The following is a 15,120-nucleotide window of genomic DNA, read 5'->3' on the forward strand; positions in this document are numbered from 1 at the left end:
GCGCGGCGGGCTCAGGCCGTCGCAATATATTCGCGCAGCGCTTCCTGTTCGCGCTCGAATTCGCGCAAGCGAAATTTGACGACGTCACCGATCGAGATCAGACCAACGACCTTCTCGTCCTCGATAACGGGCAGATGCCTGAATTTTCCGGTCGTCATCTTTTCCATGATTGCACCGACCGTATCGGCCGGTTTGCAGCCAATGACCTTGCGCGTCATCACGGCGCTCACGTCTTCATCCAGCGCCGAGGCGCCGCGTTCTCCGATCACCCGCACGATATCACGCTCAGACAGGATACCATCGATGTGGTGATGGCTCATCACCAGCACGGCACCTATTCTTCGCTGTGACAGCATCTGCACCACCGACGAGACCTTATCGTTCGGCGAGACGCTGATGATCTGGTGGCCTTTGGAATCGAGAATTGCACGTACCGTCATTGTCGCCTCCTAAGTCGACCATGCCCTTTGTCGGGCGCGGTCTTTCATTCTAGGGTCGTCAGACAGATGCAGTGTAACAGCGCAGTTCAACAGTCGTTCAGATGTGGTGATCGCACTGAAACACCGTTCGCGCCGGGAACGGGATCGGCCTCAAGGGCCGAACCTGCCAACGTGAGTCACCTGTCGAATACATAAGATGGATCAAATGCGTCGGCCTCGCAAGAAGCCGGTACGCGCTTAATGCAGGTCGGAGATGTCCGGAGACGATGTTTGCGAACCCGTGCGTTGCAACCTCGGAATAGGATCGAACAGCGAGAACAGCAGCAGCCCGGCGAAGAAGCCGCCGATATGCGCCTGCCACGCAACGCTCGCCCCTTCCGCGCCGATCGCAATCGAGCCGACACCGAAGATGATATTGACGCCGAACCAGACCGCCAGAAATCCGATCACGCGCGGATCGCGCAACGAACGCAACAAAGGAAGCGCCGGCACACGTGCCGCCTCATCGGCATCGCCGCGGTTGAACGACAGGAAGCTGCCGCGCACGAAGGCAAAACGGATGGCCGCGGCCATGGCGCCGGAGACCGAAGCCGAGGCGCCGATCATCGGTGCGAGTGCGTGTTCATGGGTAACCAGATGCGCGGCGGCGCCAGCCACAGCCGTCACCGCCATGAAGATGAAGAAGCGGACCGCGCCGAAGCGCCGCGCCAGCGCGCTGCCGAACGGCAGCAGCCACAACACATTGAAGCCGATATGGCTGAGATTGGCGTGCAACAGGGAGTAAGTGACGAAACTCCATACCTTTGCGCCATTGCCGCCGGGAAAAGGCATCGACAGCAGCGTCTGGTCGTAGCGCTTCGGAATGAAACCGAAGACCTCAATGGTCCAGTATTCCAGATCCACCGGCAGCAACATGCGGATAATGTGGATCACGGCAAGCAACCCGACATAGGCCGTCAGCGCCCCCGGCAGGGTCAGGATCGGTTCGCGCGGGGGAGCGGGGGAATCCAAGGTGTCCAAGGGGATAACGGCCTGTCAGCGGCTCTGGCGAGCGATGCCCCAGATAGTCGGCTTTGCCGGTACCGCGCAAGCTCAGGATCACCGCAGGACAGCAAACCCGCTTGAAAAGAAAAAGGGAGAGCCTCTGAGAAAGGCTCTCCCGGGTCCGTCTTGATCTTTTCCCGCGGATGGATGTCCCGGTGTGCCGGACGAGCCGACATCCCCACCCCTCCCCGCGTGACGACCAATTCTGTTTTCAGCCACCTGTTTATCTAAGCGCGTCACGAACTGCTGGAGACAGTCCGCTCCGCTCTGGAGTGAGCAGGAGACTACCGGCAATCCCCGCGTTGCCAAGCGCATGCTTAACTTAGAGTTAACGGCGAACTGGTCCACCCGCTCCGAAACCGGACGGTTAATGAGATCCTAACAATCATAGTAAACTTAACCTTAACGGCGGATACCCGCCCGAACGCGGTGGAAAACACGCCTTCGGCATGGACGCTGCAATGACTGATCTGCACAACATGTAGCGGCGAGCGATGGATGGATTCGGGACAGAAATGTCCCCGATCCACTGCAAGCCGGGTCAGGATCAGGCGAATGAAACATCCATCCAGCCGCGCGTTCTTCGCCTATTGGGACGACAAACGCGGTTTTGCGCGCGCCCCCGATCGGAGTGAGCTGGAACCCGGCCCCGTTCGCGAGTTGCTGGGCGACATCTTCGTGCTGTCCTATGACCAGCCCGTCGAATTCCCGTTCCGTGTGGCCGGCACAAGAGTTTGTGCCCTACTCGGCCGCGACCTGAAGAACCAGCCGTTTCCGTTGCTGTTCGCGCCCGAGTGTCGCGACGAGATTCGGGACATGATCACCGTCGTATCCGAGGAGCAGCTCGTCGCCGTCGCTGGCGTGACCGCAATGACCGAATTCGGTCTAAAGGCGCATCTGGAACTACTGTTGCTGCCATTCGCGACGCGCGCGCATTCCCCTATCAGCCTGACCGGCCTGCTGGCGCCCATGTACGAAGTCCGCGGCCGGCTCGGCGCATTCCAGCTGACGTCGTTTCGCTATCTCGCCCACCAGCCGCAGCGCTTTGCGCCGCGCGCCCTGCGCAAACTGCAGGTTGCCCGCGGCCTTATGGTCTATGAAGGGCTGCGCTGAGCAGCCTTCTACGGACGCTGCTCATTATAAGTGTCGCGCAGAACAATCACGCCAACTGGTTGCGCCAGTTCGGTATTTGCTAACGCGGCGTTAACCCTACGGGCCGTAGGGTCGGTCGAAACTCGACCAGCATGACCGGCACGACACTGATGGCGTTCGCGCAAACAAAATCGATTCTTCCGTCTGCAGAAGAACGCCGTCGCTTTCAGCGGGTGAAAGTGCACCTGCTTGGCCGCTATATGCTGCCGGATCGCCGCGAATTTCCGTGCCAGGTCATCAATATGTCGCCCGGCGGCCTCGCGCTGCTCGGTCCCGGCATCGGCAATGTGGGCGACCGCGTCATCGCCTATCTCGACCATATCGGCCGTGTCGAAGGTAAAATCACCCGGATCATCGACAACGGCTTCGCCATGACCGTGGGTGCGACACCGCGCAAACGCGACAAGCTGGCAGCCCAGCTGACCTGGCTGGCCAACCGCGACATTCTCAATCTGCCGGAAGACCGCCGCCACGACCGCATCGTGCCGCGCAACCCGATGGTGCTCCTCACCCTCGAGGATGGCGTCCAGATGAACGGCCGCATTATCGACCTGTCGCTGTCCGGCGCCGCCATCGCGGCAGAGAAACGTCCGCCGCTGAACTCGATTGTCATGCTCGGCCGAATCCAGTCCCGTGTGGTCCGCCATCTCGAAGAAGGCTTCGCTCTGGAGTTCTTCCACGAGCAGTTGGCAGAGACGCTCGAAGACAGCGTCAACGCCCGGTAAACGGCCGAACGCCCCCGATCCTCGTTTTTCAATGTCCTGAAGGCGCTATCCGCATCAGCGGATACCGTTGCGCGTCATCTGCACGCGATCGCGAGGGGTTAATTTCACGCCGCTTTGCGCACGCAAGTTCCTGAATTGCAGCATTCAAGCCATTAACGCGTAAAATTTGAATCAAATACAATTAGCTAAAATTTGAATCGCATTCGATTCAAGTATAGTTCGAATTCGCCGCGCCTTTTACTTGTAATCGCTTCAATTGTACTTGAGCGATTTAGCGGCGACGAAAATCCTTTGTGCGAAACATGGTCCCAACAAGAAAACGGGGGCCACAATGTTTGGTAACAAGGGGCGATACTTCGGACTGGCCGTTTTAGCAGTCCTTCTTGGAGTGACTTCGTCGGCACGTGCCGGCAACGAAAAACTCTACGCAAGCCTGGGCGACAGCACACGCGCACCGATCGGCTGGGTCGAATTCTGTTCAGACAATCCGACCGACTGCCGCGGCGGTGCGACGCAAGCACGTGATATCGTCATCACGCAGACTGCGTGGAAGGATCTGGTGCGGGTCAATCGCTGGGTCAACGAGACCATCAAGCCAATGACCGACATGGATCATTGGGGCGTGATCGAAAAGTGGTCGCTGCCATCAGACGGTTACGGTGACTGCGAAGACTATGTACTCCTGAAGCGCAAGATGCTGATCGAAGCAGGCTGGCCACGTGAGGCGCTGCTGATCACCGTGGTGCGTGACAAGAAGGGCGAAGGCCACGCGGTGCTCACGGTGAAGACGGACAAGGGCGAATACGTTCTGGACAACCAGAATGAGAACGTCCTCGCCTGGACCGAGACCGGCTACCGCTTCGTCAAACGCCAGTCACAGAGCGATCCGAATGTGTGGGTCTCGCTCGGCGACAACCGTCCTGCAGTGGCTACGGCCAGCGCGCGGGATCGCTAAACAACACGAATTCGAGACACGCGACCCGGTCACATCCCCACCCCTCCCCGTCCCAGACCGGATCGCGCGCGGCCAGCTCTCCCCCAAGAGCTGGCCGCAACTTTTTGGGGGTGATGCTCGCGCAGCTTGCGGCAGGAAGCGGCCGACGACGCCTGGAAGCAGATGCAGGCTTGGCTGACGAAGTACAACGTACCTGACTGATCCCGGACTGACGTCCGAGGAACACGAACAGACAAGGAAATCGCCGCGCTAGTCGCGGCGATTTGCGTTTCGGTCGATAGTGCCGTCGGGCCGATAGCCGAAGCGCACGAGTGCAATCGCCGTCAACCGCTTCCCGAACCGGCGTTCGAACTCACAGAACATCCAGACGAAAGCCATCACCAGCGCAAAGACGGTGGTGACAAACAGCAGCGTGAGATTGGCAATGTCGAGGGTCATGGTCATCGTTTCGATTTTGCAAAACGCGTACCAGACAATCTGACCAGCCATGATGTGGCTCCAGCACAGCTATGCTGGAGCCGACGAGGTAATCAGGTGGCGTCGCTCAAGGCCGATCAGTCACAAACCTCGACACGACGCACCCGATATCCAGCCGGTGTCCGTACGCGCTTACGCGTTATGTAACATCCGCCTTCGTCATCATAACCGCCATAAGCGTAGGGGTACCCACCGTAATACGCATAGGGGCCGTAGCCGTAGTAGCCGCCATAAAGACCGGCGCCGGCGAGGCCAAATCCCAATCCTATTCCAGCACCGCGAAATCCACGGCCGAAGCCGCCGCCATGCCAGCCACCGCCACCATGGAATCCACCGCCGTGGAATCCGCCGCCACCGCGTGCCGATGCGGCTGTCGGCGCGACCAGCGCGACTGCGGCAAGGGTCAACAGACCAAACACCAATTTGCGTAACATCAACTACACTCCGTCACGGGTCACTAACAGCGCGCCCCTGTCAGATATGTAGCTCTTTCGTTCGTGAACCGCCACGGTGTGACGATCAATAGCCGTCACTTGTTCGCGACTGTCGGTTACGGTGTGTTGCTGAACGCCTGTCGCGCAACGTTGCGCTAGCACCCCTTGCAGATGCTCTTCACCTTGCGATCGACGGCACGATCCTGCGCGTCGACTGCTGCATCGCCTGTCGCCGGCTTGCCATCCGGCGACGCCTGTCCGGTCCCGCTCGCGCCCGCCGTGATCCCGGTCGCGGCGCGTCCACCACTCGCATTCGCCGTGCCTGCACTATTGGTGCCCGCAGCGCCGCCCGTCGCGCCGCCACCTGGACTGCCGGATTGGGCGAACGCCGCGACTGCAGACAACAGGACGGTAGCCGTTACAGTCGCGATGAGTTTCGAGGAATGCGCCATTGGAAATCTCCTTTGGCGTTCAACGAGACCAGCGGAAACGGGTTCCGTTGCGGGAACGAATTTGGCGCCGGCGGCTTGAATCCCTGACATTGCCGAGGAGAAGCCTGCGTGTCCTGGGACAAGCCGTTTCGCGAACCGATCGAATTGCCCGACGGCAACACGCTGGTGTCGCTGCGCGACGCCGGCGCTTACATCACACAGCTGTCACCATCTGAACACGATGCAAAGGAGTGGCAGACCGCAATGCATTGCCTGATCGAGGCGGCCGACTACGGCGGCCCCATCAGTTTCGCGCGGCTCGGCGTTGCACAGGCACTGCATCGCCATCAGGAGAAAGTATTCGACCCGACGCGCAAGCGATCGCGCTGGCGCAAGCCGGGCCTCAGTTAGCAGATGTCATGCGCAAGCTGATCGACTTCGACGACGAGACCCTCGACAAGCTCATCCAGCTCGGTCGCGACCGCATGGCGACGACGCAAGAACTCGCGGATGAAGCCTTCGCCGACCTCCTGAAAAAGCACGGCGTTCCGATCGATCTCAAGGATGCGCTCCGCAAGAGCGTGAAAGCGGCCGGTCCATCATCCGCATCAAGCCGCAACACTGCGATGCGCCCCGCCCCATCACGTCCAGCAAGGAAGAAGGCCCATGCCAAACGATCCGCAAAAAGATCCATTTGAGGAAGGCGAGCTTGCCGCCAGCGAGGGCATTCCTGCCGAGGCCAATCCCTATCAGGACGGCACCGAGGAGCATTCGCTATGGAGCGCCGGCCACGAGCGCGTGGCCGGCGAAACAGAAGCCAATGAGTCCGAAGGAACGTGATCGCGCGCGTAATCACAACGAGAGCCTCGGTTCTGATAGAATGAGAACGGAGGCTCTGGCTTTTTGTTGAGACGCGTTTTCTTGATGCGAACCGGTACCCGCTTCGCTCGACAACGCTCTAGCCGATCTTCTTGAGACCTTTCTGGAAGCGCGGGCCGTTCGCCGCATAGAATCGCGCGGCGCTGCCCATCGCCGTCACCTGCTCCGGCGACAGCGTGCGAATGACGCGCGCCGGCGATCCGATGATCAGCGAATTCTCCGGAAATTCCTTGCCCTCGGTGATCACCGAGCCGGCGCCCACGATGCTGTTCTTGCCAATTTTTGCGCCGTTCATCACGATCGAGCCCATGCCGATCAGCGCGCCGTCTTCAATCGTGCAGCCGTGCAGGATGACGTTGTGGCCGACGGTGCAGTTCTTGCCGATGGTCAGGGGAAAGCCCTTGTCGGTGTGGCACGTGCAGTTGTCCTGCACATTGGAGCCTTCACCGATCTCGATCCATTCGTTGTCGCCGCGCAGCACCGCGCCGAACCAGACACTCGCCTGCTCCAGCAAACGAATCTTGCCGATCACATCGGCCGTGTCGGCGATAAAGTAATTTCCGCTAGCCGGAAGATCCGGTCCCTGCCCGTCGAGTTCGTAGATTGCCATGATTGAGTGGTCTCCCTTTGCGGGAGACACTGCCACGGATTCTTGCGCTTAGGCCAGTATGCCCAGCGCTTCCAGGGTCATCACGATCAAGGTGCCCGACATCAGGCTCCAGATGCCCGACAGCACCGTCGCGATCATCACGAACTGAATGCGATGCTGCTCGGCCGCGCCGTTGCGCAGGGTGTTGCGCATGATGATGAAGGGCGCCGTGAAGACCAGCAGCGGCACGGCTGCGAAGGCTTCAGGGGACGGCCCCTGCTGGAGCAGGCTGAAGCTCGGGGGACGTTTGGCAAAGGCCTGATAGGCGCTTGCAATGGCGCCTGCGAGCGCGAAGCCAATGCATAGCTGGAAGAATGAATTCAACGCATCGGGGGACATCGAAGCTCTTTCACGGCACATACAAACACCGCCCTGCATCGCAAAATGCGAAGCTCCCCGCCAGCACAACGTTAATAAAGGGTTAACGGCACGGTCGGGAACCGCGTGCGGTGCATGGCTCCCGGATACCGCCTGCGGCGAGGCGCGCGAGGCCGTTAACCATCGGCTGGCATATTCGCGGTTGATTCGCCCACCCGGTACACCGTCCCAGTTCCAATTTAGCGTGCGCATGTCTCTTCTGTTTCCGACCCACCCGACGACGCGGCCGCGGCGCCGCCACCGCCGCAACCACGTCGTACCGATGCTGATCGGTGCAGCGCTTGCAGCCCCCGCTATCGCAGTGGTGGCGTATCTGTTGTGGCCAACCTGGCAGAGCCAGAAGCCCGGCGATCCCGACCGCATTCCGGTGAGCGTGGGCGCCACACTGTTCAACGTCCCGACCCATGCGTTTCGCCGTAAGGTGCAGAAACATTCAGGGCCGCAGGAACGCGTCGATCTGAGCTATGTCTATCCCTCGCTCGAAGCGAGCAACCTGCCGAGGCATGTCAGCGTCGAGAATTTCGATGAGAACGCACAGCCGATCGATCGCATCTTCGTCTCGATCTCGGCGCATCACGATGCAACCTCGCCGGACACCCGCCTGCGCACGATCTATCCGCGCTATATCGACCGTGCGACATCAAGCGAAGACGGCTTGACCACGCAGCCATTCCGCGACAACTCGCCCTACAGCAATGAAGATCTGTTTCTCGGCACAACGCCGGCGCTGGTGGCGCGCTGCACGCGCGACGGTGCCACGGAAGGCATGTGCATGAGCGAACGCCGCATCGGCGGCGCCGATCTCATCTTCCGCTTTCCGCGTAGCTGGCTCGCGCAATGGCGCGATGTCGGCAATGCGATGGATCGACTGACGACGCAGCTCAGCGGGCTGCGGTAAACGCCCTCGTCGTGATTGCGTTGATCGTAGGATGTGGGGTGAGCGTCTGCGCGATGCGCCTGCGCTCACTCCATCCCACGATCTTGCTTAACCCTCTCCGTCGTCATGGCCGGATAGCGCGAAGTGAGCTTCGCTAGATGTTCCGGCCATCCACGCCTTTCTCCGCGGCCAAGGCGTGGATACCCGGCATTCGCCGGGCATGACGGCGTTTGGTTTGAGCGTGCGCGCGTCACGCTAGTTCAGATTCAACTATCAAACAGCCACTGTTCTTCAGACATGCGTCATCGCCCCCATTGTTTGCGGCGCGGGGGCGCCGTCGTCGCTTGCATTCCTGCCCCCTGTGAGAGGGCGTGCGGAACGCCGGGTGCCCGTTGCACCCTTGGGCCTGATGCGATGCGCAATTGAGAGTGCATCAGGACTTTCGGAGGCGCCGAGCAAGTGCCCGACGTTCCGCCTGCGGTGTTTTTTCAGTTGCTTGCACATCTGCCATGGCGAACGGTCCCATCACCAAAATTAATGTCCCAGGGCGGAGGGACAGGGTAGCCGCAAAGCACTTGGCCGAACGCGTTTTGACTTGGTCGTCCGTCACACTGTCCAGAGAGTCTTTCCATCCGAAGGTGGGCCGTCTCCTTGCCAGTGGCAGTGCTGGCGCAGATCCGTCCTGCCCGAAGACAGACGTCACCCCCAAACCGCGTGACGCCGCATCTCCGACGTCCACCGCATCCCACCCCGCGAACGTGACGATCGCGATCGCCCCTCTCGGTGGGGCAGGACGGAGGGGAATATAAACCTGACGGGGATGTTGTCAACGGGAGATAGGAAAATATGTTCGGAGCGCCCCAAACTGTCATTCCGGGGCGGGACCGGCGCCGCAGGCGACGGGACCGAGCCCGGAATCCCGACATGGGAGCCTCCGTAGAGCCAAACATTCCGGGATTCCGGGTTCGCACTACAGCGGCTTCGCCGGCGACGCACGCCCCGGAATGACGAGCTTGGATCAGGATTCCCCGCCACCCCAAGCGGAGCTGCGCGGAGCTAACCTTCGCGCCGGCCATCGCCGCTACGGCACATCTTTGGCTGGCAGGACGGGCACGGGCAGCGGGGCGAATGTGATGGACTGGGAGTCGCCGCGCATGAAAGCGGGGTCCAGCAGGCCACCGCCGGATGGATCGCCGCCGGGCTCGCCGCTGGCGAACAACGCACCTGGCGGTCCCCCTGGTGGCAACTCGCCCTCGCCGGATCCGAACTGCGCGGCGCGGCCACCTTGCGGATGACCCGCGGCGATCTCGGTGCGTGCGCGCTCGGCCTTGCGCGCGAGCGCGGTAGAGTAAGGCCGCCGATAGGCCCGCGGCGCCCCGCTCGGGAGATTGTCGTCGTCGAGGGCCTCGACCCACATGTGGATGGCACCGGGCTCGCCCTGGGCGATGTTGGGCTCGACGCTGCGCACCCACAACAACTGGAAGTTCGGCGGCAGCGGATCGTCCGCCGACCAGCCGAGCAGGCCCTGGGTGCGGAAGAACACCAGCACGTAAAACGCCGAAGTCACCGCCACCGCGCCGGCCTTCACCGGCCACGGCAGCCGCGTCCGCACCACCGCCAGCAACAGCAACAGGCCGAGCAGCACGTAGCCGAATGACAGACCGAGAATGCTGGCTTGCAGGCTCATCGCTTCATCCGGCCTTGCGCTCCCTGTACCGCTTGTTCAGCATCCGCACGAGCGATGTCTGGTCGTGATTGACCTCCGTCACGTTGCCGGCCTTGTCCATGATGAAGCGCACCGCGGTTGTCTCGGCGCCGCCATGATCGACATTGACGGTGTCGTAGTGCACCACCTGTACTTTCGGATTCAACTTCTCGACCTTGACCGTCACTGGCACTGGCTGTCCGGTCAGCGCGGCGAAATGGTAGATGTTGACGATGTATTCGCCGGCCACGATGCCGCGCAGGCTGACGATCTCCTGGCGGATCGGCGAGAGCACCTTCTGGCCATTGACCATGATGAAATCGTTGAGCCCGCCGCGATCATCGCGGTCGAGCACCATGAAGCCGGTCTCACGCCGCCGGTACCACACGATATTGCCGATCGGGTCCTGCACGAACATGTCGATGTCGTCCGGGTGCTTGTCGGGCCAACTCACCGTGATCAAAAACTCCAGCTTGGGATCGACCTTGCCTTCGTCGTCCTTGGTCTTGATCGCCAGCAGCGCGATGAAGAACAGGAACGCGATCACCTGCAGCGCCTTGAACAGCATGACGCCAAGCGGATCGAACGGCGCTTCCTTGTCAGCGAATTCGAACTCGTCGATCACCTCGCATGCTCCGCTTCACGTTCGAGCAGCGACACGGCGTGAACGTCGATGACGCCGACGGCAAAGGCGAACAGTTTGGCGGTCGCGTCCTCCAGCATGTAATACTGGATGCGGATCAGGATCGAACCGATCAGCCCTGCCAGCGTGGTATACATCGCCACCGCCATGCCCTCGCTCATCAGGTTCATGGAGGCCTTGATGGCGCCCTGATTGCCGGTGTCGAGGCCGGCGATCGGCGCCAGCATCATGATGAAGCCAACTATCGTGCCGATCAGGCCGAGTTTCATCAGCGTGTCGCCGGCAAAGCCGCCGAAGCCGTTCGAGCCACGCAAATTTCCGGCGAGACGACGCAGCAGCAGCGTCTGGTCGAGCCGTCGCCCGCTTTGCAGTGCGGACTTCACGGCCAGGTCGCGGATATGCGACGCCATCAGGCCTTTCGGTAACGCACCGACGCCGTCGATCGCGACACCGTCGCCGGCCACGACGATGCGTTGGCCGCCCTCCGCGAATAGCTCCGCTGCACCCCGCGCCGCGTCGGCTTCGCGCGACACTGCGATCAGGCGCCACAGGCAATGCAGCGACGCACCGAAATAGAGCAGTACGATCACTGACGAGATATAGGTGCGATCGACAGCAAGCATCTGCCGCACCAGGCCATAGTGCCAAAGCAGAACCGCGGCGAACAGGCAGAGCCCGGTAAAGATCAACCAGTGCAGCAGCGGCGCGCGATCCGCCGGATCGAGATGATGCCGGCTCACCACATGTCCCTCCTGCTGGTTGTTTCACCGATCACGATCGGCGGTTGGCTTCAATCTGCCGCCTGTACGACTGAGCCTCCAAGGGCATCGCACCCGCCACATACCGGGCAAATTGCCCAAACGATGCAGAACCGCTTGCCAGACCGCGGTGCGTGCCGCTTTAATATCAATGTCTCACCGCGGGGAATGCGATCATGCGCCTGCTGATACATCTCGTTCTTCGTCTCGTCGCCGTGGTGCTGCTCTGTCTGGCCTGTACGATCGGATGGATTTTGGTCGATGCGCACCGCACCATCGAGGCCGACACCGCCGCCTCCGCCGACCGCGTCGCGACAACCCTGCAGAACCTGTACTGGCGCGAATTGCTGTGGCGCGACGGCACTTACCGCGATGCACTGCTGCCGCTGCCGGACTGGAAATCCATTGCTACCATGAAGGTGATCGCGCCAGGCGTGTGCATTGACTTCCGGCTCGGCAGCGCGCCGCCCTTCGACCTGTGCAGCCAGACCGAAGACATCGGCAGCCCGGCGCCATCATGGTTCGTCAGTCTCTACGGCGCGCTGTTCGGGCCACATGCCACGGAGACGCGGCCGCTTACCGTGCGGCAGCGCGATGCAGGCACCGTGCAAGCCCGTGTCGACCCCGCCACCGCCGTGCGTCAGGCATGGCGGCAGGTGACCGTGATGGTCAGCATCGCCGCGGCGATGGCGTTGGGCATCAGTCTGCTCGCGATCCTCCTGATCGGCCATGCGCTGATGCCGGCCCGGAGCATCGTACGCGGCCTGCGCCGCCTCGAACATGGTGACCACCGCCATCGCCTGCCCGCTTTCGGCGCCACCGAATTCAGCCATATCGCCCGCGCCGTCAACGATCTCGCCGGCCGTCTCGCGGCCACCACCGCCGAACGCGTCGCACTGACCAAACGACTGTTTCAGGTACAGGAAGAAGAACGCCGCGCACTGGCGCGCGATCTGCACGACGAGTTCGGTCAGTGCCTCACCGCCACCGCGGCGCTCGCCGCAGCCATTGAGGCCGGCGCCACGCCGTCCCGTCCCGATCTGGCCGACGATGCCCGCGCCGTCGCCCGCATCATCGGCCAGATGATGACGACGCTGCGCAGCGCGCTGGCGCGGCTGCGCTCGCAGGATCTCGAGGAACTGGGATTGCAGGCCAGCCTTGTGCAACTGGTGGCGCAGTGGAATGCAAGCACGACGCGGCGCGCCGTGTTTCACCTCGACGTAACCGGCGATCTCACCGCCGTCCCCGCAGAAGCCGCCGTCAACATCTACCGCATCGCGCAGGAGTGCCTCACCAACGCCGCACGCCACGGCCGGCCGCAGCACGTTCATCTCCGCGTCAGCCATGGGGAAGAGGTCCGCGACGCCGTCGCCGTCAGTGTCGAGGATGACGGCGGCGGCGACGCCGCACAGACCCACACCGCCTCCGGTCACGGCATTCTCGGCATCCGCGAACGCATCGCAGCGCTTGGCGGCAGCCTGTCGATCGGCCCGGCGGCACACGGTATCCGCGTGGCCGCGGTGATTCCGCTGCTGCCAAGACAAGCCGCGGCATGACCGCCGTCAGCATCCTGCTGGTCGACGACCATCCGGTGGTGCGCGAAGGCTATCGCCGGCTACTGGAGCGGCAGGCCGGTTTTCGCGTGAGCGCCGAGGCCGAGGATGCCGCTGCGGCCTATCGCGCCTATCAGGCAGAGCGCCCGGACGTGGTGGTCATGGATCTGTCGCTGCCCGGCCCCGGCGGGCTGGAAGCGATCCGGCATATCCGGCAATGGGATCGCACTGCGCGCCTGCTGGTATTCACCATGCATGCGAGCGCTGCATTCGCTCTGAAAGCGTTCGAGGCTGGCGCCTGCGGCTACATCACAAAGAGCAGCGCGCCGCACGAACTGGTGCGTGCCATCGCCACCGTCGCCCGCGGCGGACGCGCATTGAGCGAAGACATCGCGCGGGAAATCGCCAGCGAGCGGCTCGGCAACGAACGGTCGCTGGTGGAAGATCTCGGGCCGCGCGAAACGGAAATCCTGCGGCTGGTGGCGTCAGGCTGGACCACGGAGCAGATCGCGACATCGCTCAATCTGAGCACCAAGACCGTGCAGAATTATCACTACCAGATCAAATCGAAGATCGGCGCGCGCACCGACGCGCACCTGGTCTGGCTTGCCACCGCCGCCGGCCTGGTCGCGCCGGACAACGCGGCCTAGCGTGTGATATGCAGAGCGCGAGGCCCCGCGCTTGCGCTGATCTCGCCGCCGCCAAGCGGGGGCAAGGTGCCTCCTCAGCCGTTATCGACGAGGTCTTCTTCCAGGATCGCCATCTGGAACTGGAACGAGCGATCATCGTCTTCGTCATCGACGAACAGCACGCCGATAAATTCTTCGCCGATATAGACTTCGGCGGAGTCGTCCTTCTTCGGGCGCGGCACCACGCGGAGCTTCTGGTTGCCGAACACGCGCTTGAGATAGGCGTCGAGCTTTCTGACTTCCTGAACGTCCACAGGTGTCTCCAATGCAGTTGATGTCTGTTGAGCTGATGGAGAGAAGCTTTAATGCGAGATGACGGCCACGGCTAGGCCGTTTCTCGAAAAATCACGCCATCCCACAAGTGAACGAAAACGCGTGCAATATCAGCGCTTGCAAATCGCAAGCCCAGAAGTCTCAGCCCCTGAAAATCAGAGCCCGATCGCGTTCAGCATCTGGTTCATGGTGCGCGACGGCTCCGAACAGCCGGCTTCGCCAACGATCTTCGCTGGCACGCCGGCCACGGTGACGTTGTGCGGCACAGGCTTGACGACAACGGAACCCGCGGCAATGCGCGCGCAATGGCCGACCTCGATATTGCCGAGAATCTTGGCGCCGGCGCCGATCAGCACGCCGTGGCGAATCTTCGGATGGCGGTCCTCGTTTTCCTTGCCGGTGCCGCCGAGCGTCACGCCGTGCAGGATCGACACGTCGTCTTCGATCACAGCGGTCTCGCCAACGACAAAGCCGGTCGCGTGATCGAGAAAGATTCCGCGGCCGATCCTGGCGGCGGGATTGATATCGGTCTGGAAGGCCGCCGACGAGCGGCTCTGCAGATACCACGCAAAGTCCTTGCGGCCCTTTTTGTGGAGCCAATGCGCGAGACGATGCGCCTGGATGGCGTGGAAGCCCTTGAAGTACAGCAGCGGATCGATGAAGCGCGTGGTGGCAGGATCGCGGTCGAACACGGCGACGAGGTCGGCGCGGAACGCATTGCCCAGATCCGGCTCGTCGCGCAGCGCTTCGTCGAAGGTCTGGCGGATCAGGTCGCCCGAGAGCGCTGCATGATCGAGACGTTCGGCAACGCGGTGCACCACCGAATCTTCCAGACGGTTGTGATGCAGCACGGTCGAATAGATGAAGGATGCGAGTTCAGGCTCGCGATGGACGATGTCTTCCGCCTCGGAACGGATGCGATCCCAGATCGGATCCAGCGTTGCGAGTTTTGAATTCTGCGGATTGATGCTCTGCACGGCCATGGCGGACTCGCAATTTCCTGAATAGTGCATCGGTTATAGCACAAGACGCGTCGCTGTCGTGACACGGCTCCTGCC

21 protein-coding genes are annotated in these 15,120 nt (G+C 62.0%); 9 read left to right on the forward strand and 12 right to left on the reverse strand.

What is annotated here, in order from left to right; translation table 11 throughout:
* Nucleotides 1-11 precede the first annotated feature (11 nt).
* Nucleotides 12-440 carry a CBS domain-containing protein gene (locus AB7813_RS09395; RefSeq protein ID WP_093762031.1) on the reverse strand — a complete coding sequence of 143 codons (429 nt, stop codon included), beginning with the start codon at nucleotides 438-440 and terminating at the stop codon, nucleotides 12-14.
* A 237-nt stretch (nucleotides 441-677) separates the two neighbouring features.
* Nucleotides 678-1,451: a rhomboid family intramembrane serine protease gene (locus AB7813_RS09400; RefSeq protein ID WP_231080204.1), complete on the reverse strand. Its 774-nt coding sequence runs from the start codon at nucleotides 1,449-1,451 to the stop codon at nucleotides 678-680.
* Between the two features lie 588 nt (nucleotides 1,452-2,039).
* Between AB7813_RS09400 and AB7813_RS09405 the strand changes: the two genes are divergently transcribed.
* From AB7813_RS09405 to AB7813_RS09415, 3 genes are all read left to right on the forward strand, one after another.
* The gene (locus AB7813_RS09405) at nucleotides 2,040-2,597 is read left to right on the forward strand and encodes a PAS domain-containing protein (protein ID WP_439064305.1); all 558 of its coding nucleotides are present in this window, start codon (nucleotides 2,040-2,042) and stop codon (nucleotides 2,595-2,597) included.
* A 149-nt stretch (nucleotides 2,598-2,746) separates the two neighbouring features.
* Complete coding sequence (locus AB7813_RS09410; protein WP_093762168.1) at nucleotides 2,747-3,361, forward strand: PilZ domain-containing protein; 615 nt, start codon at nucleotides 2,747-2,749, stop codon at nucleotides 3,359-3,361.
* Nucleotides 3,362-3,692: 331 nt separating this feature from the next.
* Nucleotides 3,693-4,316, forward strand: coding sequence for a transglutaminase-like cysteine peptidase (locus AB7813_RS09415; protein WP_093762025.1), 624 nt, complete (start codon nucleotides 3,693-3,695; stop codon nucleotides 4,314-4,316).
* 249 nt (nucleotides 4,317-4,565) lie between these two features.
* Here the strand turns inward: AB7813_RS09415 and AB7813_RS09420 are convergent, their stop codons facing one another.
* The 3 genes from AB7813_RS09420 to AB7813_RS09430 form a co-directional block, all read right to left on the reverse strand.
* Nucleotides 4,566-4,805, reverse strand: a complete 240-nt coding sequence (locus AB7813_RS09420; protein WP_309944839.1) for a hypothetical protein — start codon at nucleotides 4,803-4,805, stop codon at nucleotides 4,566-4,568.
* 65 nt (nucleotides 4,806-4,870) lie between these two features.
* On the reverse strand, nucleotides 4,871-5,227 hold the full coding sequence (locus AB7813_RS09425; RefSeq protein WP_439083188.1) for a hypothetical protein: 357 nt from the start codon (nucleotides 5,225-5,227) through the stop codon (nucleotides 4,871-4,873).
* Nucleotides 5,228-5,382: 155 nt separating this feature from the next.
* Nucleotides 5,383-5,679, reverse strand: a complete 297-nt coding sequence (locus AB7813_RS09430) for a hypothetical protein (RefSeq protein WP_439083187.1) — start codon at nucleotides 5,677-5,679, stop codon at nucleotides 5,383-5,385.
* Nucleotides 5,680-5,787: 108 nt separating this feature from the next.
* On the opposite strand from AB7813_RS09430, the gene AB7813_RS09435 reads away from it, so the two are divergent.
* The 3 genes from AB7813_RS09435 to AB7813_RS09445 are packed head-to-tail and all read left to right on the forward strand — an operon-like array spanning nucleotide 5,788 to nucleotide 6,498.
* Nucleotides 5,788-6,069 (forward strand): hypothetical protein, encoded by a 282-nt coding sequence (locus tag AB7813_RS09435; protein ID WP_093762019.1) that lies wholly within the window; start codon nucleotides 5,788-5,790, stop codon nucleotides 6,067-6,069.
* A gap of 8 nt (nucleotides 6,070-6,077) precedes the next feature.
* A complete protein-coding gene (locus tag AB7813_RS09440; protein ID WP_439064309.1) occupies nucleotides 6,078-6,356 on the forward strand; it encodes a hypothetical protein in 279 nt (92 codons plus the stop codon).
* A complete protein-coding gene (locus AB7813_RS09445) occupies nucleotides 6,325-6,498 on the forward strand; it encodes a hypothetical protein (RefSeq protein WP_439083186.1) in 174 nt (57 codons plus the stop codon). The genes AB7813_RS09440 and AB7813_RS09445 overlap by 32 nt, the downstream gene beginning before the upstream one ends.
* 118 nt (nucleotides 6,499-6,616) lie before the next feature.
* On the opposite strand, the gene AB7813_RS09450 is transcribed toward AB7813_RS09445, so the two are convergent.
* Together AB7813_RS09450 and AB7813_RS09455 are read right to left on the reverse strand one after the other, a co-directional pair.
* On the reverse strand, nucleotides 6,617-7,147 hold the full coding sequence (locus AB7813_RS09450; RefSeq protein WP_089264916.1) for a gamma carbonic anhydrase family protein: 531 nt from the start codon (nucleotides 7,145-7,147) through the stop codon (nucleotides 6,617-6,619).
* A 48-nt stretch (nucleotides 7,148-7,195) separates the two neighbouring features.
* Nucleotides 7,196-7,525, reverse strand: a complete 330-nt coding sequence (locus AB7813_RS09455; RefSeq protein WP_093762015.1) for a DUF6949 family protein — start codon at nucleotides 7,523-7,525, stop codon at nucleotides 7,196-7,198.
* 229 nt (nucleotides 7,526-7,754) lie between these two features.
* On the opposite strand from AB7813_RS09455, the gene AB7813_RS09460 reads away from it, so the two are divergent.
* Nucleotides 7,755-8,462, forward strand: coding sequence for a hypothetical protein (locus tag AB7813_RS09460; RefSeq protein ID WP_439083185.1), 708 nt, complete (start codon nucleotides 7,755-7,757; stop codon nucleotides 8,460-8,462).
* Nucleotides 8,463-9,522: 1,060 nt separating this feature from the next.
* Here AB7813_RS09460 and AB7813_RS09465 read toward each other — a convergent pair.
* The 3 genes from AB7813_RS09465 to AB7813_RS09475 are packed head-to-tail and all read right to left on the reverse strand — an operon-like array spanning nucleotide 9,523 to nucleotide 11,529.
* Nucleotides 9,523-10,128, reverse strand: coding sequence for a hypothetical protein (locus AB7813_RS09465; RefSeq protein WP_439083184.1), 606 nt, complete (start codon nucleotides 10,126-10,128; stop codon nucleotides 9,523-9,525).
* A gap of 4 nt (nucleotides 10,129-10,132) precedes the next feature.
* The gene (locus AB7813_RS09470; protein WP_175365773.1) at nucleotides 10,133-10,771 is read right to left on the reverse strand and encodes a hypothetical protein; all 639 of its coding nucleotides are present in this window, start codon (nucleotides 10,769-10,771) and stop codon (nucleotides 10,133-10,135) included.
* Nucleotides 10,768-11,529, reverse strand: a complete 762-nt coding sequence (locus AB7813_RS09475; protein WP_439083183.1) for a MotA/TolQ/ExbB proton channel family protein — start codon at nucleotides 11,527-11,529, stop codon at nucleotides 10,768-10,770. The genes AB7813_RS09470 and AB7813_RS09475 overlap by 4 nt, the downstream gene beginning before the upstream one ends.
* 194 nt (nucleotides 11,530-11,723) lie before the next feature.
* Between AB7813_RS09475 and AB7813_RS09480 the strand changes: the two genes are divergently transcribed.
* Nucleotides 11,724-13,103, forward strand: coding sequence for a histidine kinase (locus AB7813_RS09480; protein WP_439083182.1), 1,380 nt, complete (start codon nucleotides 11,724-11,726; stop codon nucleotides 13,101-13,103).
* The gene (locus AB7813_RS09485; RefSeq protein ID WP_089264924.1) at nucleotides 13,100-13,750 is read left to right on the forward strand and encodes a response regulator; all 651 of its coding nucleotides are present in this window, start codon (nucleotides 13,100-13,102) and stop codon (nucleotides 13,748-13,750) included. Before AB7813_RS09480 ends, AB7813_RS09485 begins: the two co-directional genes overlap by 4 nt.
* A gap of 74 nt (nucleotides 13,751-13,824) precedes the next feature.
* On the opposite strand, the gene AB7813_RS09490 is transcribed toward AB7813_RS09485, so the two are convergent.
* Both AB7813_RS09490 and cysE read right to left on the reverse strand, forming a co-directional pair.
* Complete coding sequence (locus tag AB7813_RS09490) at nucleotides 13,825-14,043, reverse strand: DUF3126 family protein (protein ID WP_068736180.1); 219 nt, start codon at nucleotides 14,041-14,043, stop codon at nucleotides 13,825-13,827.
* 174 nt (nucleotides 14,044-14,217) lie between these two features.
* Complete coding sequence (gene cysE, locus AB7813_RS09495) at nucleotides 14,218-15,045, reverse strand: serine O-acetyltransferase (protein ID WP_439083181.1); 828 nt, start codon at nucleotides 15,043-15,045, stop codon at nucleotides 14,218-14,220.
* Between the last annotated feature and the right edge of the window lie 75 nt (nucleotides 15,046-15,120).

It is taken from the genome of Tardiphaga sp. 20_F10_N6_6, assembly GCF_052076045.1.
In the GTDB taxonomy this organism is placed as follows: domain Bacteria; phylum Pseudomonadota; class Alphaproteobacteria; order Rhizobiales; family Xanthobacteraceae; genus Tardiphaga; species Tardiphaga robiniae.

What these genes read in the sequence shown, in the direction of transcription:
- AB7813_RS09395 (WP_093762031.1), bottom strand. Translation starts at nt 440, where the DNA reads ATGACGGTACGTGCAATTCTCGATTCCAAAGGCCACCAGATCATCAGC.
- AB7813_RS09405 (WP_439064305.1), top strand. Translation starts at nt 2,040, where the DNA reads ATGAAACATCCATCCAGCCGCGCGTTCTTCGCCTATTGGGACGACAAA.
- AB7813_RS09410 (WP_093762168.1), top strand. Translation starts at nt 2,747, where the DNA reads ATGGCGTTCGCGCAAACAAAATCGATTCTTCCGTCTGCAGAAGAACGC.
- AB7813_RS09415 (WP_093762025.1), top strand. Translation starts at nt 3,693, where the DNA reads ATGTTTGGTAACAAGGGGCGATACTTCGGACTGGCCGTTTTAGCAGTC.
- AB7813_RS09420 (WP_309944839.1), bottom strand. Translation starts at nt 4,805, where the DNA reads ATGGCTGGTCAGATTGTCTGGTACGCGTTTTGCAAAATCGAAACGATG.
- AB7813_RS09425 (WP_439083188.1), bottom strand. Translation starts at nt 5,227, where the DNA reads ATGTTACGCAAATTGGTGTTTGGTCTGTTGACCCTTGCCGCAGTCGCG.
- AB7813_RS09430 (WP_439083187.1), bottom strand. Translation starts at nt 5,679, where the DNA reads ATGGCGCATTCCTCGAAACTCATCGCGACTGTAACGGCTACCGTCCTG.
- AB7813_RS09440 (WP_439064309.1), top strand. Translation starts at nt 6,078, where the DNA reads ATGCGCAAGCTGATCGACTTCGACGACGAGACCCTCGACAAGCTCATC.
- AB7813_RS09445 (WP_439083186.1), top strand. Translation starts at nt 6,325, where the DNA reads ATGCCAAACGATCCGCAAAAAGATCCATTTGAGGAAGGCGAGCTTGCC.
- AB7813_RS09450 (WP_089264916.1), bottom strand. Translation starts at nt 7,147, where the DNA reads ATGGCAATCTACGAACTCGACGGGCAGGGACCGGATCTTCCGGCTAGC.
- AB7813_RS09455 (WP_093762015.1), bottom strand. Translation starts at nt 7,525, where the DNA reads ATGTCCCCCGATGCGTTGAATTCATTCTTCCAGCTATGCATTGGCTTC.
- AB7813_RS09460 (WP_439083185.1), top strand. Translation starts at nt 7,755, where the DNA reads ATGTCTCTTCTGTTTCCGACCCACCCGACGACGCGGCCGCGGCGCCGC.
- AB7813_RS09465 (WP_439083184.1), bottom strand. Translation starts at nt 10,128, where the DNA reads ATGAGCCTGCAAGCCAGCATTCTCGGTCTGTCATTCGGCTACGTGCTG.
- AB7813_RS09480 (WP_439083182.1), top strand. Translation starts at nt 11,724, where the DNA reads ATGCGCCTGCTGATACATCTCGTTCTTCGTCTCGTCGCCGTGGTGCTG.
- AB7813_RS09485 (WP_089264924.1), top strand. Translation starts at nt 13,100, where the DNA reads ATGACCGCCGTCAGCATCCTGCTGGTCGACGACCATCCGGTGGTGCGC.
- cysE (WP_439083181.1), bottom strand. Translation starts at nt 15,045, where the DNA reads ATGGCCGTGCAGAGCATCAATCCGCAGAATTCAAAACTCGCAACGCTG.